General features: G+C 48.7%; 13 protein-coding genes. 2 read left to right on the top strand and 11 right to left on the bottom strand.

The genetic code is table 11. From position 1 onward, the window contains the following. Positions 1–15 precede the first annotated feature (15 nt). Together H9Q78_RS11145 and H9Q78_RS11140 are read right to left on the bottom strand one after the other, a co-directional pair. Complete coding sequence (locus H9Q78_RS11145) at positions 16–3174, bottom strand: hybrid sensor histidine kinase/response regulator (RefSeq protein ID WP_249301744.1); 3159 nt, start codon at positions 3172–3174, stop codon at positions 16–18. 99 nt (positions 3175–3273) lie between these two features. Next, positions 3274–7005 carry a diguanylate cyclase domain-containing protein gene (locus H9Q78_RS11140; RefSeq protein WP_249301742.1) on the bottom strand — a complete coding sequence of 1244 codons (3732 nt, stop codon included), beginning with the start codon at positions 7003–7005 and terminating at the stop codon, positions 3274–3276. A 314-nt stretch (positions 7006–7319) separates the two neighbouring features. Between H9Q78_RS11140 and H9Q78_RS11135 the strand changes: the two genes are divergently transcribed. Then, a complete protein-coding gene (locus H9Q78_RS11135; protein ID WP_249301740.1) occupies positions 7320–8726 on the top strand; it encodes a GntR family transcriptional regulator in 1407 nt (468 codons plus the stop codon). Between the two features lie 55 nt (positions 8727–8781). On the opposite strand, the gene H9Q78_RS11130 is transcribed toward H9Q78_RS11135, so the two are convergent. The 6 genes from H9Q78_RS11130 to H9Q78_RS11105 all read right to left on the bottom strand — a co-directional run bounded on the left by H9Q78_RS11130 (position 8782) and on the right by H9Q78_RS11105 (position 17292). Next, a complete protein-coding gene (locus H9Q78_RS11130; RefSeq protein WP_249301738.1) occupies positions 8782–10782 on the bottom strand; it encodes a 5'-nucleotidase C-terminal domain-containing protein in 2001 nt (666 codons plus the stop codon). Positions 10783–10798: 16 nt separating this feature from the next. Then, positions 10799–12670: an ATP-binding protein gene (locus tag H9Q78_RS11125; RefSeq protein ID WP_249301736.1), complete on the bottom strand. Its 1872-nt coding sequence runs from the start codon at positions 12668–12670 to the stop codon at positions 10799–10801. A 742-nt stretch (positions 12671–13412) separates the two neighbouring features. Beyond that, a complete protein-coding gene (locus H9Q78_RS11120) occupies positions 13413–14654 on the bottom strand; it encodes a tyrosine-type recombinase/integrase (RefSeq protein WP_195232493.1) in 1242 nt (413 codons plus the stop codon). 151 nt (positions 14655–14805) lie between these two features. Further along, positions 14806–16026, bottom strand: coding sequence for a tyrosine-type recombinase/integrase (locus tag H9Q78_RS11115; RefSeq protein ID WP_008728423.1), 1221 nt, complete (start codon positions 16024–16026; stop codon positions 14806–14808). Between the two features lie 84 nt (positions 16027–16110). Then, positions 16111–16341 carry a helix-turn-helix domain-containing protein gene (locus H9Q78_RS11110; RefSeq protein WP_008728422.1) on the bottom strand — a complete coding sequence of 77 codons (231 nt, stop codon included), beginning with the start codon at positions 16339–16341 and terminating at the stop codon, positions 16111–16113. 537 nt (positions 16342–16878) lie between these two features. Beyond that, the gene (locus H9Q78_RS11105; protein ID WP_015518833.1) at positions 16879–17292 is read right to left on the bottom strand and encodes a sigma-70 family RNA polymerase sigma factor; all 414 of its coding nucleotides are present in this window, start codon (positions 17290–17292) and stop codon (positions 16879–16881) included. 217 nt (positions 17293–17509) lie between these two features. On the opposite strand from H9Q78_RS11105, the gene H9Q78_RS11095 reads away from it, so the two are divergent. Continuing rightward, positions 17510–17671 carry a hypothetical protein gene (locus H9Q78_RS11095; protein ID WP_015529866.1) on the top strand — a complete coding sequence of 54 codons (162 nt, stop codon included), beginning with the start codon at positions 17510–17512 and terminating at the stop codon, positions 17669–17671. A 111-nt stretch (positions 17672–17782) separates the two neighbouring features. Here the strand turns inward: H9Q78_RS11095 and H9Q78_RS11090 are convergent, their stop codons facing one another. Genes H9Q78_RS11090 through H9Q78_RS11080 form a run of 3 tightly spaced genes read right to left on the bottom strand, consistent with a single transcriptional unit; the run spans position 17783 to position 21629 of the window. Then, complete coding sequence (locus tag H9Q78_RS11090) at positions 17783–18151, bottom strand: metal-dependent transcriptional regulator (RefSeq protein WP_117485018.1); 369 nt, start codon at positions 18149–18151, stop codon at positions 17783–17785. Between the two features lie 12 nt (positions 18152–18163). Then, on the bottom strand, positions 18164–19873 hold the full coding sequence (locus H9Q78_RS11085; protein ID WP_117485016.1) for an ABC transporter ATP-binding protein: 1710 nt from the start codon (positions 19871–19873) through the stop codon (positions 18164–18166). Further along, entirely contained in the window at positions 19860–21629 is a 1770-nt protein-coding gene (locus tag H9Q78_RS11080) for an ABC transporter ATP-binding protein (protein WP_195232497.1), read from the bottom strand. Before H9Q78_RS11080 ends, H9Q78_RS11085 begins: the two co-directional genes overlap by 14 nt. Between the last annotated feature and the right edge of the window lies 1 nt (position 21630).

Raw genomic sequence — 21630 nt, 5'->3', positions numbered from 1 at the left:
CTCAAGCCTCAGCTTTTATAACAGCGCGTTTTTTAGAGTCGTTTTCAGCACATCCAGATCAATGGGTTTGGCCACGTGGGCGGTCATCCCCGCTTCCAGCGCGGTCTGCACATCTTCGGCAAAGGCGTTAGCCGTCATGGCGATGATGGGGATCGTGCCGGCATCTTCCCGGGTCAGTTCCCGGATGGCATGGGTCGCCTCATATCCATTCATCACCGGCATCTGAATATCCATCAATATGGCGTCAAAAGTCCCCGGCGGATTCGCCCAAAATGCCTCTACTGCTTTTTTACCATCTGTTTCCAATTGTGATCCGGCGCCATGTATCTCCAGCAGGCTCTGCAGAATCTCTGCGTTGATTTCATTGTCCTCCGCAACCAGAAAGTAGCGCCCTGCCAGAATATCTGCAGCTTTTTCAGGGATATTCGGATGCTCTTTTTCGTTTATGCCCGCCGGGGCTTCGGTTCCCGCTTCAAACTCCAAATCAATTTGAAACAGGGAACCCTTGCCCTCCTGACTTTCTGCAAAAATCGTTCCGCCCATCCGCTCCACCAAACCTTTGGTGATGCTCAGCCCCAGGCCAGTACCCTGGACGCGGCTTACACGCATACCTCTGGCAAAGGGCTCAAAAACACGGGCAAGAAACTCCGGCGACATTCCCATGCCTGTATCCCTGATTACGAACTGGTAATGCGCACCGTTCACGGCAGGGAGTTCATCCACCAGGAAATCCACCTGGCCGCCTTCGGGCGTAAACTTCACTGCATTGCCCAAAATGTTGATCAGTATCTGATTAATCCGCAAGCCGTCCCCATAGAAGTATTCATGAGAGATAGTCCCGATTTTCACATAGAACTGCTGATGCTTTTCAAGCGCCTGGGGCCTGACCATTGTGCAAACCTGTTCCACCAGTTCGTTCAAGGAGAGACATTCCCGATTCAGCTCCATCTCCCGGTGTTCGATCTTGCTCATATCCAGAACATCGTTGATCAGGTTCAGCAAATGTTTGGAGGAAAGAGAAATCTTCCCAAGACATTCTTTTACATAATCCGGGTTCTCCGGACGGCTAAGCGCCAACTCCGTCATACCCATGATGGCATTCATTGGGGTGCGGATATCGTGGCTCATGGTGGAGAAAAAATCAGTCTTAGCCTGGCTGGCCTGCTTGGCCAGAGAAAGCGCATCTTCCAACTTCTGCTTATTTTTCCGTTCCTCCGCCAGCATTTCCGTGACGTCTGCACGCACGATGCACACGGTTCGATGATTCCGGTCGCCCCACAGGATATTGATCTTTTTGTACTGAAGACTATCTTCTCCCTGATAGGAACATACAAAATCATAGCCCAAGGGATGCTCCTTTAATTGCTCCAGTATGGTATCCAACAGAAACCGCCGCCGGACCTCGTCCATATTCTGTCCGGCCGTATTGTAGGGGGCCAAACCGGCCTGAATGCGAGAATCACAGTCCTCAAAGGTCAAGGGAGAGAGATCTTCCAGCACCGTCTCGCGCGTGTGCATGACCATTCGCTTCGTACTGATATCAATAAAAGAGGCGATTTCAAAAGTGTAAGCCAGCATATTTAAAAGGCTCTGCTGTTCTCTGACTGTTTCCGTTACATCCATCTGGGACAGTCCCACCCTGCCCAGCCGAAGGTCAATCGCAAATACGGTCATGCGCTTGACTTTAATATTTTCATCCTCATCCACCATGGAATAATCGAAGCTAAACGCACCGTTTTCTTTCAAATGTCCCATTATGTAATCGGTATTCAAATATTTCCGATATGTGTCCCGATCTTTTGGCAGGATGCAGCTTTCCAGCAGGCGGTCCTTCCACTGGGTATAATCGCCGCCCCGAGACGACGGCACACGGGCCGCATGCCAGTCGCCGGCAAACACCGTGCAGCGATCACTGGGTATATCCAGAACAAGGATGTGGTCATAGCCGGTATCCGATAAGCGCTGCGGCACCAAATCGGCCACTATCTGCTCCGTAATATCGGTTACGGACAGGATGCCGGTAAGGTCCCCGCTGTCCGGATCTTCCACCAGATTCACCTTATACTGCGCATAGCGTCCCACTCGTTCGCCTGGAAATTGGGTCAGGCAGGTAAAGCTCTGCTCCAATTCTTTTCGGCGGTAGGCCTCCAGCAGCGGAGCGGAGAGATACCGATCCAAAAATTTTTGCCGGTCTCCAGCGTCCACGATCATCTGTGAAATGGCTGTAAAGAACGACTCCCGGTCCATACCAAGGGATTTCATGGAACCTGAACTGGTAAAATCATTGATCTCCAGAATTTTATTTTGTGAGATGTTGCAGTGCCCAAGCACCAGCGTATTCTCTCCCGGCTCCTGATAATGCTGCAGGATCAGCTTTTTATACTGCGCCCTGGTCCGCTCCTGTTCTTCCCGTTCTTTTGTAATATCCCGAATATAGCAGTACTGCCGCAGGCCGCCGTCCTCGTCAGGCAGCATCGTCAGCGTATTGCTAACCCATATATATCCGCCTGTGCCGTCCAGCAGGCGGTAGGTGAGTTCATAGTGGCGGTCTATGTTGGCAAACGCCTCTTCCAGTTCCGCCTTGATCCGCTCCACATCGTCCGGATGGACGCCGCCCAGCGCATCCTGCCTGTAGGTTTCCCAGGCCTGATCCAACGAAGTATGCGTCATATCCGCAAAGCCGGATGATAAATATTCCGGAGTGATGGTCCAGTCTTTCTGGCGGCGTACTACGCTCACACCGCCGGGCAGGCTGTCCGCCAGCGTTTGAAAGTATTCTTCCAGCCGTTTTTTCTTCTGCCGTTCCGCCTCCTCCTCGGTCACATCACGGAGGAGCTGGATGAAGGCCGGTTTTCCATTCCAATTCGTCGCCCGGCTATGGATGCGATAGAGCCGCTGGCTCCAGGTGGATTCCACCTCTCTGTCCTCTCCAGGCACTCCATCCCGGAGGGTGCAGAATGGGCAAGGCGTTGCCCGTCCATGAAACACCTCATAGCATTTTTTCCCAACACAGCCGTCCGTATTGGGAATTAACTTTTTTGCCTCATGAAAATAGAGGATCTCATGGCTCTTCTGTTCCACTACGCAGAGGGTGTCGGCCGCTTCATCAGCGATTTCCCGATACATTCCCAACTCGGCAGCTAAAGCTGCTTCAAGCTCAGTGCGTTCTCTCATTTTGCTGTTCCCCCCGCTTCCATCTGGTTACTTACCTCTTCTTTCAAAATTTGCGGCCATATTATATTCCTCCGACCGGCTTTGTCACATATGCGCTCTCTACGCCTTATATCTGGTGATGTTCTGACAGGCGATCATGCAAGCGTCCGCACCGTCCCACTTTATAGTAGATGCCTCCGCCAGATTCCAAATCTTTAACCTGGAATTATAAAGCTCCATCTGCTCCGCTCTCTCCGGGCAGGTCAGTTTTTCTTTCATCGGGCACCGCTCACAGGGCGTACCGCGCCCAAAAAGCGCCTCATAACAGGGCGTGCCGACTTCAGCGCCAGGAAGCAAACGCTGTGCCTGTGCATTGAGGTACTTGAGCGTATAGGTATCCGGGTCCACCACATAAATCCAGGAACTCTGTGCATCCAGTAGAGAACAAAGATTTTGACTAAGGTTTGCCAGACTGTCCTGCGCGCGCTTCTTAATGAGGAAAGCGGACAGCCATTCCGATAAAAAGCTCAAAACGCTGATCTGTCCCTGTGTCCACCGCCTTTTCCTCCCACTGTCAAACCCGATGAAACCCGTAAACTCCGTACCGTCAAAAAACGCGCAGCCAAGCACAGCCTCGGCGCTGCGGGCGCGAAGCAGCTCAAGTTCTCTCTCCGGCAGCATATCAGCATCGGGGCAGTTAAAGATTCCGCTGGCGTCAAGCAGATGATTGGTGGCCTGAACATCGTAATACGGCAGATGCGGAAATTTCTCCTTCAGCGGGACCGTCCCATCCGCGCACCACTCATAGATTGCCTTCTCCTGGCTGCCTTTTTCCACGCTTTCTACCAGATAGGCGCGATTCACCTGATACTTCTGCCCCAACAGCGAAAGGACGCTTTGTATTGCCTGTTCCATATCCATCGCCCCGTACAATACCCGGAAAACCTGCTGGATCGTCTCCACGGTATCCTGTTCATAGGTCTCATTGGATTCAATCCGGGTCGTTGCGATCATCCGTGGATGCCCAGGGGAGTCTCCCCACTGCTCCATGATAGCTTTGTCATAGAGCGCATACCGATTTTTCCCCTGGGCTTTTGCTTGATACAGGGCCTGGTCGCAGCAGTGGAACAGATTCTGAAAATCACGGGCGTCCTCTGGAAAGTAAGCAAGTCCTATGCTGCAGGACAGGATAAAACTGCCCAGCTTCTCCCGCAAAACGCCCCGAATCCCCTCAATGAGCTGCCCCGCCCGAATGCAGGGCCCATTTTTGCTGGAAATATCATTCATGTAGACCAGAAACTCGTCGCCGCCGATGCGGGAAAGGATATCGCCCGGACGGAACATCAGCCGCATCTGCGCGGCAACTTCCGCCAATACCACGTTGCCAAACAGGTGCCCAAAGGTGTCGTTCACCATCTTAAAATTGTCCAGATCAATGATCATCATGGCGGATTTGCAGTCCGGCTCCGCTTTCTCAAAAATATGCTGAATCCTGCGCTCGGTAGCTTCCCGGTTAAACAGATGGGTGAGGGGATCGCGCTCAGATTTGTCGATCAGATCCTGAACCCGCTGCTTTTCCGCGCCGATATCCAAGATCACGCCTACGGCCTTAACTGGCTTCCCGCTTTGGTCAAACTGGGTGGTGGCGCGCAGCCGGTTCCAGATATATTGTCCGTCCGCATTCGCAATGCGCAGCTCCGCCTCCCCATAGGGTGCGCCGGAGGAGACGCTGTGCATCAGGTTTAAAAAGGCGGGAACATCCACCGGATGAATATGGGATGAGTTTGCAATATACAAATCGATTTCTTCAGAAATAGGCGTATATCCATATTTCTTTTCCCAGTTCGCGGAATAAAAGATCTTGTTTTTTCGAATATCCCATTCAAAGATAATGTCATTGGACTGCTCCATGATGATCTGATGCCGCTCCATGCTCAGCCGCAGTTCTTCCTGTTCCTGTTTAGTCTTGGTGATATCGGTCAGAATCGTATTGATATATTCCGTACCATCCGGCTTTGTCAAAAGCTGGCTTTTGTCCAAAACCCAAAGAATGCGGCCGCCTTTGGTCTGAACGCGGTACTCCGTTTCAAAGACATTTTTTCTGCTGAGCTGTCTGTGGACATTTTTCAGCATGGCTGCCCGGTCTTCCGCACAAACCAGCTCTATGTAATGATTTTGGAAATGAGATATAAGCTCTGCCCGGCTGTAACCCAGCAAGGCCATGAAACCGTCGTTGATATTCATAATCGTGCCATATTGATCGTAGGCGCACTGCATCGCGGCTACCAGCGCATTGGCCTCGTTGGGCAGCCGGGCGATATTTTGCTCCGGTGTATCGCGCGGCTCCTCCGGCGCTTCTTTCCAGATGATCATGATTTTGTGAATCGCCGGGTTGTCCGCCGTGATTCGCAGAGACGTTGCTTTATACCACGCAAAATCTCCCGACGCACCGCGGAGGATGCGGTAACGGCGTGTCTTTGCCAGGCTGCCGCTGGCTATAAAATCATAAAAATATGTTTTTGCATCAAAGCCCACCTGATCGTCCGGATGGGTACAGTGCAGGATGAACTCATTATAGACATCAAAAAATGACCCGTCTGTGCTAAGCATATCAAAATCACTATTCTGCTTATAGGTAATATGGTAAACGCCTGTGTCCACATCTGCTTCAATTACGGTAGCGCCTTCATACCGCAGCATAGCAAAATATTTCAACTGCCCAAGCTCCAACGTGGTAGGGTTTACAACTGTTTTCTTTTCGGCCGGTTTCTCTTTCGAAAATGTAGCTTTGGGAGAAGCGCCATCCGCATACTGATAGGTCAATTGAATGAAAGTCGGAAAAACATGTTTGAAAGACTCAAGCAGTTTGGGGGAAAATTGCCCGCACTCACCATTTAAAATCATACTGAATGCTGTCTCCGGTGTATATGCACCCTTATACACCCGCTGTGTAGTCAGCGCATCATAGACATCCGCCACGCCGACCGCCTGGGCGCAGATAGGGATGTTTTCCCCTTTGAGCCCCTCCGGATAACCGCTGCCATCCCATCGCTCGTGGTGGTACATACAGATATTGTAGGCATACTGCAGATACTTTTTATCGTGGATGGGATTGAGGACCGACAGAATCTCTCCACCCTTTTCCGCATGGGTCTTCATTATTTCAAATTCTTCTTCGGTGAGTTTCCCCGGCTTATTCAAAATAATATCCGGAATAGCAATCTTCCCCACATCATGGAGTGCCGCCGCGCTGGAGATCATGGCGATTTCCTGTTCGTTCAGGCCGTACTCCGGATAGCTGCGCATAACATCCTCCAGCAGCACCTTGGTAAACGTCCGGATGCGGAGGACGTGCTGCCCAGACTCCACACTTCTGTGCTCAATCACGGAGGAAAGTGCATCCACCAATATGTTTGTGGATTTTTGCAGGCTGGCCGCCTGTTCCTCCACCGTTTGTTCCAGATGCTCCCGGTGCCGGCTCAGTTCCACGGCGTTATGTACCCGGCGGCTGACCACATGGGGCTCAAAGGGCTTGGCCACAATATCCACAGCGCCCAAATCAAAAGCCCGCACTTCATCATCCGAAGAATCCCGGCTGGTGACCACGATCACAGGGAGCTTGTCCGTCAGCTGCGCCTGCTTCATGCTCTCCAACACTTCATAACCGTCTTTTACGGGCATGACGATGTCCAGTAAAATTGCGGCAATGGAATCCTGATATTGCTTCATCAGGAAAAGCGCTTGCTCGCCGTTTTCAGATTCCAGAATAGTATATTCTCCCTCAAAGACATTCCGAAGGAGCATCCGGTTAAGCTCCACGTCATCTACAATTAAAAGTATGTTTCTGTCCATACGATCCCTCTTTTCTCAGGCGGGACTATATCCTGGAAAGGCAAAATTCCGTTCCTTGTTCATGTATGTATATATGTCTTGATTATATCAACTTTTTGTGCATAAATCAACATTATATTACTTTTCCCGCTCCCTTCGGCCACAGCAAATACAAAAAAAGCTTGAACTCTGGAATGGAGACGGGTGGAGCTGTGTGAGTTTATAGCATCTCAATATCTCCAAGAATGAATAGACTGTCACCGCCAAATGGAGTATAATAGAAACATAAAATTAAAAAGGGCAAGATTTTATGGCTGCACGGAGGTACGCTGATTGTGGAGCGAGAAAAATATAATTTGATTTATGATTATTACAAATGTCACATTCTATTTGGGCAGCTCCAAGAGGGAGACTTGTTGCCAACGATTGAACAAATCGGCAACACATATCAGGTAGCGCCGCAAACAGTACGAAACGCATTAAAAAAGCTGCAGCGGGACGGCTTGATTTTTGTTTCACCGGGAAGGCATACCGAAGTAATCTATAAGACCACGCCAAGTGAGGCTCTCCAGTACACACAAAGTTATTATCTCGCCCGCAAAGATGAAATTGATGTGGTTTACCATATCGCATCGCTCCTTTTAACGCCTTTTTTTTATGCTGGCTGTCAAAAGCTCACTGACGATGATCTGATGCAGATCTTGAGCGTTTGCAGGGAAAAAGGTTCTAACATCGTATCTATTTCTATGTTTTGCTGCGAGATCATGCTGCGCGCTGTCCATAATCAGCTGATCAATACTTTGTTTTCTGATGTGGTTTCTTTTTTCCAGTTTCCCTGCATGACATCCTTTAGCGAAGAGAGCAGCGCGGAATATAAGGAATACTACAATTTGACGGTATCGAGCTGTGAGGCTCTTGACCGGACCGGCTTATTTCAAGCGTTTTCGGGATTTCAGGCTCTTACACAGGCCACGCTGCTGGCATTTATTGCGGAAGCTGCCAAAACAACCCCTAAGCCGGAGCAGATTTCCTTTCATTGGCAGACATACCGCGACAGGCCTCAGCACTGCCACACCCTGGCCGCAAGGATGATTTATGGGATTATCAGCGGAAAGTATTGGGAGGGAGAAATGCTCCCGTCCTATGAAAATCTTGCGTTGGAGCTTTCTGTTTCCATAAGTACCGTCAGGCGCACGGTGAGTTTGCTGCGCGACATGGGACTGATTCACTCCATGAACGGCGTCGGAAATCGAATCGAATTTAGCCCTCCTGATTTTGAAAAGCTGCAGCGGCCCACCATACAAAAGAACATTGCAATGGCGCGGGAAAGCGCCGAAATCCTTTTGGTTGTCGTCAAAAATATGGTCGAAAGGGAATTTTCAAAGCTTACCAACGAGCATATTCAAGAGATGAAACAGATCCTGTCGGAGAAGAAAAACTGCTGTGTTCTGGAAGCAGCCATACTGCTGATAGATTACTCGATGGTCCTTTATCCATTATCTTCTTTTTTTGAAACATTTGGTAAACTGTCGGGCTTCCTGCTCCTTTCATATCCCTTTTTACTGAATCAATGGAGGGAAGAGGGAAGCGGCAAAATATCCGGCACGATTGAAGTGCTGGAACGTGCTTTGGATGAAAAAAATATCGGCCTGTTTTCAGAGGGAATGTCAGATTTGCTCCAATCTGTGCTGACACAGATCAAGCAAACGGAAAAACTTCTTTCCTCTGCAGAGTGTAAGTAGGTCCGATAACAAAGAGCTCCATTGTGATGCTGCAATGGAGCTTTTTGTTGTCAGACTATTTTGTTTGCCCGACAATATCCCAGTTCAGCACCAGGCGTCCGTCGGTAAAGGGCGCAATTTCTTTATCCGCCTGTACCACTGGGCCCAGCAGTTCCACAATGGATTCCTGGTAGATTTTCTCCGGTTCCAGGCCGGGGATGATGGAATTTGTGACTTCCGTGCTGGAGCTTCCCTGCATGGTAAAGGAGCCGTTGCAGTAGCTGACGGAATAGGTCTTGTCCAGATCAAATTCACTGTCGTCGGCGTTGGTCACCTTCACCAAATGCTCTCCCGTACCTGCCCAGGGAGCGTACTCCACCTTCAATCCGGAGGTCACAAAGCAGGTAAACGTACTCTGTAATTTGGGGTCGTCTTCAAAGGAACTCTGCAGGATTTTCACGATCTGGTCTCCGGTCATGGTGGTCACCGCGAATTTGTTAAAATCCGGGTCCTCTCCGCTAAAGGTATTCAGACCAACGGTATTCAGCACCGTATCTGTAATTTCGCCCTCATAGATCCGGGACACAGTGCCGCAGCTGGCCTTGCCCACTAAGATGATGCTCAGGTCGGTATCTGTCGCCCGGCGCAGGGCATCGGCAAGATATAATCCGGTCTCCAGCCGTGAGAAATCCTTCGTGGCGGTGCCATATACAGTTTCCGACGTTTCTTCCGCCGCGCCGTTGAGCAGTTCCTTTACCTTGGCGTCGCAGTCGCGCATCACATCCTCCGGCGTCTGGATACCCTTGGCGATATTCCAGAAGCCCTGATGAAATGTTTTGTAAAACTCCTTGGAATCAGCGATGCTGACGTAATGAGTATTCGGAACCAAATGCCCCTTTTCTATGGTTGCCTCCACATTTTTGGTAAAGTCATTGCTGACCATGGGTACATCCTTCACGTTACTGACCACCATACCCATATCGCCAATCATGGCCAGCTGCCCGTCTACCGAACTGAGCCAGGCCATGATCTCCATGACCTTGTCATATTTCTTTTCATTGCCCTCATCTTCCAGCTTCTTATTCACCGCGATGTGATAGCTGTTTTCCACAGCCAAATAATCCGAGTCCGGTCCATTGCCGCCCCAGTAGGGCATCATGGCATACTCGTGGGTGGACTCCAGCTGTTGGGCATAGATCGGGGCCATCTGGGTCTCGGCGGTCATCGCCGTAGTGTACTCGGAGTACAGGGCCACGCTGCGGTCCCATGGTTCACGTTCAAAGGTATCGGCGGAGATGGCTCCGGCATCCAGCAGTTTTTGGAAGAGCTCGAACATGGGCTCCATGTGACCCGCCATGGTTTCTTCACCTGCGGCATATTTTTGCAGCCACTGGTAATTGGCGTCACCGGCCAGAACATCTCCATATGCCCAGGCGTTAATGAGGGACGTCAATCCGCTTGGCCACTTAAAAGTGAAGTCTGCCGGCAGCAAATCGGTTTCCTCTTTGATTGTCCGGCAGAGCGCCAGATACTCATCCAAACTGGTTGGAACCTTCCAACCGTGTTCATCAAACAGCGTTTTGTCATAGACGATCCCCTGAATTTTGCCGGGGCCGGGCAGATAATATAAATGACCGTTGTATTCACAGCTATTTAAGGCAGTGGTGAAATAATTGCTGACAAAGCCCTTGGAAGACAGGTCCACGAAATTTTCGGCCAGCCGGTCATCCTCTATTGCGGAAATACCCCAGGAGAATACAACATCTTCAAAGTCCTGATGATCCAGGCTCGCAGAAACCTCGTCACCTTTCTCGGGGCAGGCATGGAGCCGCAGTACCACATCCACTTCCGGGAATTGTGCTTCAATGATCTCCTCCAGATTTTCCGGCATCCCATTGTACTCGGCACGGACGGTGATCAGCATTTTGCCGTCGTCAACGGGTTGATAGGCGATGATCTCATTTTCCGCCGCGCCCACGGGTAATTTTTGCTCTGTATCTTGCATTCCGCAGCCGCCTAACATACCGGCGCACAGCGTGGCCGACAGCAGCAGCGAAATGAATTTTCTGTACCTCATTCAACCATTCCTCCGTTTATTTGATGTATTTTTTAAGGGCCGCATATAGTTCATCCAACTCCAGCGGCTTTTTTAAGTGGTCGTTCATTCCAGCTTCCCGCGAGGCTGCGGTATCGTCCTCAAAGGCGTTGGCAGAAAGCGCACAGATAGGAATCGTGGCCGCGTCCGGGTGTCCGGATGCCCGAATGGCTTTTGCGGCGGTCAAGCCGTCCATCTCCGGCATATGGATATCCATCAGGATTATGGAATAGTACCCCGGTTCGGCCGACAGGAAACGCTCTACCGCCTCTTTGCCCGTCTGGGCCCAGTCAACCTCCAGCCCCTTCATTCGCAGGACTTCCATGGTGATCTCTGCGTTGAGTTCGTTATCCTCGGCAATCAGAACCCGTTTCCCCGCCAAGGTGTCTGTATCGCTTGGTCTATCCTCCTTGATTCCCCGCATCCGGATAGCTGTACGCTCCAGAGGCAGGCTGACTACGAATTCTGTTCCAACCTCTTTTTCGCTATGTACCGTAATCGTTCCACCCATCAAATCCACCAGACTCTTCACAATAGAAAGGCCTAAGCCGCTGCCGCCATAGTTCACGGCTGTTTCCGTGTTTTCTTGAAGAAATGGGGTAAACAACCTATCCAAATACTCCTGTGCCATCCCGATCCCCGTATCTGCAACCACCATGGTGACCTGATCGTTCTTATCATCCGCCCTTTGGGCGAACACCTCCAGCCGAACAGTTCCCTGCTTTGTGAATTTGAACGCATTGGAAAGCAGGTTCATCAAAATCTGGTTCACGCGAAGGGCATCTCCCAGATAGCCGTATTCTGTGCTGACACTGAAAACCGTTTTGAACTCCAGATGTTTCTCAGCCGCCGTAATTTCCATCATATTTCGGATATTCTGCAGTAAATCATCCATGGAAAACGCTTTGCTGGAAAGCTCCATCTTGCCGCTTTCAATCTTGCTCATATCCAGGATATCATTGATAAGGCTCAGCAGAAACTTAGAGGCCGTCTCCATTTTTTTCAAACTGGACAAAACTGCTTTATCATCCGTACCAACTTTGGATGCTGCAATATAGTTCATTCCAATGATGCCATTCATCGGGGTCCGAATATCGTGGGACATCTTAGCCAGAAAATCGTTCTTCGCTTCTATCGCTTTTTTTGCCAGTGTAATCTCATACAGTTCTTTCTGGCGCAGCTTCTCTTTCCTTGCGTTACTCAAAATTATATAAATAACAAACAGGAACAGAGAAAAGAACACACCTAAAGCAGAGAGCGTCGTCGCCGTCAATCCGTGATAGGTTCCAGCCGCTGTCAGCGCCAACGGAATCATGATAAAGGTAAAGTTCCCTTCCTCCAGCTGATGATACTGCATAAGCCATTGAATCCCACCCAGCTTGCAGACGATGGCATTGTCTGTTCCGCTTTTCAGATTCGATTGAATTGTCTCATAACAGGAGGTATCAATACCCCATTCCTGCAGTGTAGTCATAATATTGAAGCCGATCGCTCCCTGATCCACAGCTTCCGGAGATACCGTAATGACGCCGTCTGCATTAACCAGGAAAGAATAACCCAGGCCGTCAAAAATAGAGATGGTCATATCTTTGGAATATGCTTCTTTATCCCACGCAAGGATTACCGTCTGAATTTCCTGTCCCTCCACCACACAAGGCGCTTTAAGCAGGGAAGAAAAGAGCCAGTATTCATCGTTAAGGCCAACCCGCTCAAAAGCGGAATAATTATCCTGCCGTAAAGCCTGGCTAACATAGCCCCGATTATCAATGGCGGCGGCTGCGCCGTCAACAGACAGCACTGACCCATCTGCCGTCACAAAGAAAACACTGCTGCCATCCTGCGTATAACTTTGAAGAAGTGTTTTACACATTTCAAAGGTATCAGGCTGGACACCCGAAAGCGTGTCCGCCAGCAGAGCAGAAAGTTTCAGATTGGCGGATCGAGCGGATGAGATATTGGAACATAACTGCTGACTGATTTCGCTGACATAATTCCTTCGTTCCTGCTCAATATTTTGGTTCAGTTTCCGATAAGAAAATATATAAAAGAGGGATGATGACAAAAAGATAAGCAATATAACTATAAAAATACATACTCGTATAAGGGGCTTTTTTACAGTACTCTCTTTATCCATCATAAAATACACCCCTTTTCAGATAAAATCCATAGATATGTAACAGCCATAGCTTGTTCATATATATATATATTAATTTACCATTTTTCTACAGGGAAATCAATAAATCTCTAAATAAATTCTAATTTATGGCAGTAAAACGACACCTCTCTCGTATTCGATTTTTGCATAAAAAAATACCCTCCTTACTGGTTGTCCAGCAAAAAGGGTACCTATCAAATCATACAGCCGCCTTTGTATTATCCGTCGCTTCACTTGGGGATTTTTCTTCGTATATAATAAAATGGGGGCATAGAAAAACCCCGGATCCATACGATTTCCGGGGCTTTTTGAACCATTTCGATACAGTCTGAACAGCAGATTACCTCTTGCTGAACTGAGGCGCACGACGTGCTGCCTTGAGACCGTATTAAACATCTCTATGGTGCGTTTTTCCTTGATATTACGGGCTTTTTCGCATTTTCTGTTGTCGGTTGTCCTATTCCTTAACCATGGAAATCGGTGATTTTTCATCGAAATTCTCCTGGTTCAAAGCATCATTCACTACCTCGAAAAGTTCCTCTGGTTTATTATACTTGACCCTCGCGTAAATGTCCATAGTTGTCTTACTATTCTCATGCCCTGCCAGGTACTGAACTGTCTTAGGGTCAACGCCCGCATAGAGCAGATTCGTGATGTAGGTATGCCGCAACAAGTGCGGTGTTACATCGAAATTCAGGGTATAGCGAATCTTGGGATTGTTCCTCTGCGTTGTTCCTAATGTCGGCTTGACGGTATATTTGATGCTCTGTCCATTCACATATTTATAGTAAGTTCTCTCTTTCGCAGAACGAACAACTACATACTGCCAAACTCTCGTAAACTGAGAATAGGAAAGCGGCTGTCCCTCACTGTCCGCAATCACATACTCCGATATGGAATTGGCTTTTGCTTCCCGCAGGCAGTCCACCAGGCACTTCGGAATGGGAATGTCCCTTTTAGCTGCTTTTGTCTTTAGAACGGTAGAAATCACCGGCCTGTTATGCTCCGCGCGCCATGCACGTCTCACGGAAATGTATGGTGTGGATTCATCCAGGAATACACAATCCCATTGCAATGCAAGAATTTCTTCCCGACGCAAGCCGGAATACAAACCAATCATAATAAAAAGATATGGCGGAAGCTCTTTCACCGTATCCAACAGAACCACAACCTGTTGATCTGTTAAGGCATCTTTCTTTTTCGATGCTTTTCCGCCCTTTGCTGAAATTCCCACACATGGATTATCGGCTATCAGCTGACTGCGCTCTGCCGAATAAAACACACACTTAATCAGCATATTTACCGTATCATACAGTCCTTTCGATTTTTGAGACAGCGGAACAAGCGTCAGACGAATATCATCCGCAGTCACTTCCTCCATATACATATCTCCCAGAGAGCTAATGACATAATTCTTCATATTCTGTCTGTATCCTTTTATAGTAGCCGTAGACACCTTTGCTGACTGCATCAGCAGCCATTTCTCACAATACTCGGCAACCGTTGGATGCTTTCGGTGAAAGATGATCTCATCCACCTGTCTCCGGGCCTCCAACTGCTTTTCATATAATTCTTCACAGGTGGTCGCATATAAGCTGACCTGCTTTCCATCGGCATCTGTAATTCTGGTTCTGTAATACAGTGTTCCTTTTCTTGTAACCGTTCCGTACTCTGGAACGCTTTGTTTTTTCTTAGCCATACAAATCTTCCTTTCCTGATAATGAGTGTTCTTAAATTCACACCTTCTTTTTATCAGAAAGCACCCACTTAATCAAAGATACGGATTATGTAAAACAAAGAGCGAGACATCCTTGCCTCGCTCCAGCTTTGTTTCCTACTCTTTATAATTGTTATGCCTGTGCTGCATCCCACTGGGCAAATGCACCACCCATTGTTCTTACCAGCTCATCCGGTCTGTTGTATTTAACCTTTGCGTAAATATCCATCGTAATTTTACTACTCTCATGCCCCGCCAGGTATTGAACCGTTTTCGGGTCCACGGACGAATGAATCAGATTCGTAATGTATGTATGCCGCAGCTGATGCGGTGTCACTTCAAAATCCAAACTGTAAATCACTTTGCCGTTATGCGCTGCCTTTTCACCGAGGACTGGCGTAACCGTGTGCTTTACACGCTTTCCATCCTCGTAGCGATAATAGAAACGCTCCTTGACTGTTCGGGTTACAATGTACTGCCAGAGCCGCTTGAACTGTGTATAGGACAACGGATCACCATCCCGGTTCGGCACCACATATTCTGACTGTGAATTAGCTTTTGTCTCTTTCAGACAGTCCGCCAGGCAAACTGGCAACGGAATATTTCGATGCGCGGCTTTCGTTTTCAGCTCATCCAGAATCACCGGTCTGTTATTTTCCGTGTGCCATGCCCTGCGTACCGTTAAATAAGGGCAATCCACATCCAGATATACAGAATCCCATTTTAGGGCAAGAATTTCTTCTCGCCGCAATCCTGCATACAGCCCTAACATGACAAATACATACGGCGGAAGTCCCTGAATGGCATCCAGCAGTCTGGCGGCCTGTTCATCCGTCAATGCAGCTTTGTCCTTCTGCGGAACGCCTCCACCTTTGGCTGTAAGGTAAGTCGTTGGGTTGTTATCAATAATCTTACTTTCCTTTGCTGCACGGAAAATGGATTTATACAGGATAACCACTGACTTATATACCGAAGCGGACTTCTCGGAAACAGGAACAAGTGCAAGCTGAATGTCATCCAGTGTCACATCTGCCATCCGCATCTGTCCCAGTTCTTTTATAATGTGCCGTCTGACCTTTGAGGTATAATCTATCAGTGTGGTTGCCCTCACATGAACCGACTGCATCAAAAGCCATTTTTCACAGTAGTCTGCAACCGTCGGGGATTTCCGACAGAATGTATCGTTGTCGATCTGCTCTAATGCTCCCAACTCTTTATCATATAATTCTTCCGGTGTTCTCGCATAAAGGGCCACCAGTTTTCCATCTGCGTTCTGAACCCGCGTTCTATAATAATCTATGCCGTTAAGCGTAACTGTACCGTATTGTGGAATTGCTCTTTTTCTTTTTGCCAATTCCGCCACCTCCTAAGAATATACTCCAGCGCTGTATCTATGTTTTATCAGACCATTATGATTTCGACAAGGATACGGACCGGCTCACACTCCAGCTCTGCGAGGTTTACGATATGTTGCGTTCTTTTCTGCTGGCTTTGCTCTGTGGGTGCATTTTGCGATATACTCCTGAAGGCCCGCCGAGGTAAAGTACACACAGCCATTCTGCACATATTGCACATAAGAAATAAGACCATTGTTACGGGCCGCGTCCAGCGTTGCAATACTGATACCTAAAATTTCTGCTGCTTCTTTTCGTGTAATAAGTTTTTCCATAAAGCATATTCCCTCCAATCTGTCAAGTTTGTCATCGTGTTTGTTCAAAGCCACATGAATACGCTGGCAGCCGAAACTGCCAGCGCATGGTATCTGATTTTGAACAGGAAGCTGTAAACGCTTCCTATTTATATTTCTCAGCTTTCGTCACATTTGCCACGCCCCCTGACGATGGGAACACAATAGGTCTCCGCTGGCGCGGATGTCATAACTCCGCAGCATCGTTCGTAACGTGTGCCGCAGGGTTCCCCCCAAGTCTTTGGCGGGCCGTGAGGAAGTATCTTTAAGCCCCCATGTAGTCATCGCGCCAAATCTGCCACCATTCTTTTATGAAATCGTAGATCGCTCCGAAGCAGTGCTTTCATCACCTCCCTGACTGCTCCATCCTCGCGGCGTTTCATATTCGCTCATACATGGGTTTATGTACCTGTTGTGCTGTCTATTCGATTGTCAATGTGCAGATGAAGGAGGAAAACTTGTCCTTCTTATTAACACTGACAAAAAAGGCAAAAAACAGGCGCATCAAATGAAACTTTATCAAAAATATTTTCCGAGCTGCTTTAAGCCACGGCGGATACTGTCTCGAACACGGCTTGGATCTACACCTTCTACCCCGGCAATTTCATTTACCGTCATTCCCAGGTAATATCGGGCATAAATCCTCTTTGCCTGTTTTTCCGGTAAATTCATCACAGCAGAATAGACCTGCTCCTGAAGCTGCTTTTCCTCCAGAAGCATCTCCGGTGTTTTCGGCTTCAACAGCACCGCATTTTCAATGCCATTCTCGCAATCCAGAGAATACTGTGCTTTATAACGATACATCTTTCGCTCATACGCAGCCTCCGCACGTTCAGCTGCTCGAATAGTCTCCATTACTTCCTCTGTCACATCTACAAAAAAGTCTGTTGTATAAACATCAGGATAAAGTTCCCGAAGGTTAATTTTCTTCATTATGTACCTCCATTCGATTCACGGGTGATTGACGAGTGAATCGAATGGAGGTGGGGAACGACACCGGTATACAGCCGGATTATCTCCGAAAAAAAGGCAACAAAAAACGCCAGATTCCCGCAATGGGAAACTGGCGCACCAAGAACAGTCATTATTATGCTGAATCACATGGAACGATAATGCCGATGCAATGCTATACTTGCCCGGAGGAGGGGCAATGCTTTTTTTAATTGATGTAGATCATGGGAGCTTTGAAAAAGCAAAAGAGACACGGCAAATTAACCTCCAAGCGGCTACCGTGTCCCTGCAAGTCGTCATTAGTTTGTGTAAACGCAAAGAAACGGCGGCTCTGAAATTGTCCTTCAAAACCGCCGATTGAGTTCAAACCTTAAAATAGCGCACGAAATTATCTGCCCCAGTCAACGGTTTTTTTCTTTCCCCGGACGGGGCAGATAACTTATTATGCAGAGCAGAGCGGAGCCGATGTGCGCTAATCGGTTCCTTGTACTTTCTCCTTCAGCTTTCGGAAAGATGTATCACTGATGGCGTGTTCAATCCGGCAGGCGTCTTGTTCCGCTGTTTCCTGATCGACGCCAGCAGCGATAAACTGCTCCATAAAAAACAAATGGCGTTCATAGATTTTCTCGGCAATCTCCCGACCTATGACGGTCAGATGAAGGAACCCATCATCATCCACGGTCAGAAAACCTCCATTTTTCAAAACGCCTACCGCATGGCTGATACTCGGTTTGCTAAAGCCCATGTGCCGGGCAAGGTCAATGGAGCGGACCATGTCTTGCTTCTTTTGGAGTATCAGCACAGCCTCCAGATAATCCTCCCCGGACGCATGAATCTTCATCGTAGCCTCCTTTTAGGCGGAAAGCTGCTGTTCTGCGTTCCACATGGCAGCGTACTTTCCATCCTTTGCTAACAATTCTTCGTGTGTACCAGCTTCGGTGATCCGACCATCGGAAACCACCAGAATCTGATCGGCATTTTTTACGATGGATAGGGTATGTGCGATCATCACCACGGTTTTTTTCTCTTTCAGTAGGTTCGCAATCGCCTGCTTTACCGCCAATTCATTCTCAATGTCTAGGGAGGCCGTCGCCTCGTCAAGCAGCAGGATCGGGCTGTTTTTCAAAATGGCACGTGCTATGGAAAGGCGCTGGCGTTCGCCGCCGGACAGGAGATTTCCATTTTCCCCAATCGGCGTATCATAACCCCTCTCCATCTTGCGGATAAAGCCGTCACAGTTTGCCTCTCGGCAGGCCACTTCAATTTCTGCGTCCGTAGCATCCGGACGGGCATGGCGGATATTCTCCCGCACTGTATCATCAAACAGGAACACATCCTGGTCCACCATAGAAATCTGGTCTAATACCCGTTCCGCAGCTACATGATTGATCGGTCTGCCTCCTATGGAAATCGTGCCGCCAGATACTTCATAGTATTTTGCAATCAGGTTCAGGATGGTAGACTTGCCGGAGCCGGAATCCCCCACAATGGCGGTCAGCTTCTGATCCGGCACAGTAAAGGAAGCCTGTTTTAACACCGGTTCCCCGGGAACATAAGAAAAGTTCACATGGTCAAATACAATCTCATGGGAGGCTGCCTGTAGCGGCTCCATGCTGCCGGTTTCTTCCGGTTCCTTCATCACAGCCATGATTTTATTTTTCGAGATCATCAGATTCTTATAGCTGGTGAGGTCTACAAAAATGGAATTTGCCAGCTTCGCACAGAACAAAGGCAGCATACAAATCAAAAGATAGGACACGGTATCTAAAGTTCCGGCTGCCCAGGGGCCATAGGCCGTCCAGATCACAACCGGGCAGGACAGCCAGCTCAAAATACCAAATCCCGCACCTATCGGGAGAACCTTGGCTTCATACACAAAGCTGATCCTGCTAAACTCCTGCATGGCATGGATCACGGTTTTGTTTTTCAGACCGCCAACGCCATAGGCCCGGAAAGTCTGGATACCGGATACATACTCCACAATGCTGCTGACATTCTCTGCACAAATATCGTTCTTCTCTTTGCCATACTTCGCTACCTGCCGGAAAGAAAGCCACAATCCGGGGATCAAAAGCAGGTCGGCAATCAGGAGGATCAGCCCGGCTGGAAAGTAGATCGTCATCACAAAAACAATCAACATCAGCGACAGGGCAAAGCTCTTTGCAATGTCCCCGATCTTATGGGTCAGAATTTTTTCATAGTTATTTACATCACTGGTAATGGTGTTGATATAATCGCCTGTCTGCCCTTGTGTAAACCGGGAAAGCGGGATACGCTTGAGATGGTCGCCCATAAACAAGCGGATATTTTTACTGACTTTTGCGCCGCCGATCTGTGCTTTGGTATAGCCATAGCTGTATATCAAAATACGGAGCAGAAAGATAAATGCAATAACACCTGTTAGGACCAGTACACGGTTCATATCAAACTGACCGTCCCATAAAAACCGCATGACGGAATAAAGCAGCATAAACAGGCTACCAGAGAACAGCCCCTCCAGGACAGTCCCGGCAACGCCAATATAAAACTCCCGGTTCTTCTTCCATACGTTATTTGGATTCATTCTGCCCGCCTCCTTCCAGTTGATAAGTAATTCCCCTCGCTGTTTCGTAGTCCTCCCATGCTTTCCGATAATAAGCGTTCTCTTTCCGCACTTCCTCATGGGTACCGACGCTGGTGATCGTATGATTCTCTACCACCGCCACACGGTCGCACATTTTCAAGGCGCTCAGCCTGTGCGCTACCACAATGACCGTCCTGCCTTTGCAGAGGTTCTGAATGGCCTTATCAATTTCCATCTGATTTTCCGGGTCAGAGGCGCTTGTCGCTTCGTCCAGAATCAGGATGGGAGCATTTTTCAAGATCGCCCTTGCAATAGCAATCCGCTGTTTTTCCCCACCGGAGAAACGGGAGCCGAAGCTGCCTACCTTTGTGTCATAACCATCCGGCAGCGACATGATGAAGTCATCAATCTGCGCCTCCCTGGCGGCAGCCCGTACTTCCTCCAGGCTGGCGTCTGAACCCATGCGGATATTTTCCAGTACACTGTCACGGGTAAGGAATGTCTTTTGAAATACAATGGCAATATTCTTCAGGATGGTATCGTAGTTCAGTTCATTCACGTTGATCCCGCCGATCAGCACCTCCCCCTCCTGCACATCATAAAACCGGGAGATCAGTTCAATCACGGTACTCTTGCCCGCGCCGGACTGTCCCACAAGTGCCATGCGTTCCCCATCCCTGATCTTGAGGTTGACGCCTTGCAGGACATCCGTTTTCCCATCGTAGGAAAAACGTACATTCTTAAGCTCAATATCATGGTTTTCCGGGAAGCCCATTCCACCTTCATAAACAGGAACGTCCAATATTTCTTTCGTTTTGGTAATGGCGCCCAGGACATTCGCAAAGTTTGTCCCCAATTCCTGTAAAGGCCGGATCTCCGTCAGATACATGGAGCCGACATAGACGAACAGCAAAAATGCACTGGCCGCCAGGGAGCCTTTCAGAAAGAACATCCCGCCCAGGGGAACCATCAGCAGCATCCCACATTCAATCAGAACCACAAAGGTTGCATAAGGAGGCCCCATTCTCCGGGAGGTTTCATTCCACATGGCATTCTCTTCCTGGATCGCACCGGAAAATTTCTGGAACGATTTGCTCCCCATGTTGTACGCTTTAATCAGTTTCATGCCGCTGATATACTCGATCATAACGGAATTGAGCGTTGTAATGGATCGGTTCGCCCGGTCCATCAAACCGTCCGTATTCCGAAACATAACCCCCATTACCACAACGGCCAAAATCAACGGCACCAGGGAAACCAGTGCCAATGGGATATTTACTGTCATCAAATAAATGAAAATTGCTACCGGCCCTACCATATAGCACACAAGGTCTGGAAGGTTATGGGCTAAAAACAACTCCAGCTTTTCAATATCTTCATTCAGAACCGTTTTAATATCCCCGGTCCGCCGCTCATTCAATGTACCAAGGGGGACTTTTGCCAGATGTTCCGCCACCATGCAGCGCACCTTGAACAAAGCACCGTAAGCACCTTTATGGGCCGCCACACCGGAACACCCGAATAAAACAAAGCGCAGGGCCACAGAAACGGAGATCATCATTACCGTCTGTACGACAAGCTCTTTTGTGCAGATATGCTGGAAAGCGGCATCCATCAGGCGATAAATCCCGATATACGGGACAATGATACACAGGCCGCTTGCCATGGCCAGCAGGATTGCCAGCAGCAGCCAGATTTTTTGCTCACCGGCCCATTGAAGCAGCAGTGCAATCCTGTTTTCTTTTTTCTGTTTCATC

Source organism: Qiania dongpingensis (genome assembly GCF_014337195.1).
Classification (GTDB): Bacteria; Bacillota; Clostridia; order Lachnospirales; family Lachnospiraceae; genus Lientehia; species Lientehia dongpingensis.
The sequence above is the reverse complement of the archived record's forward strand: the minus strand, read 5'-3'. Positions and strand labels throughout refer to the sequence as shown.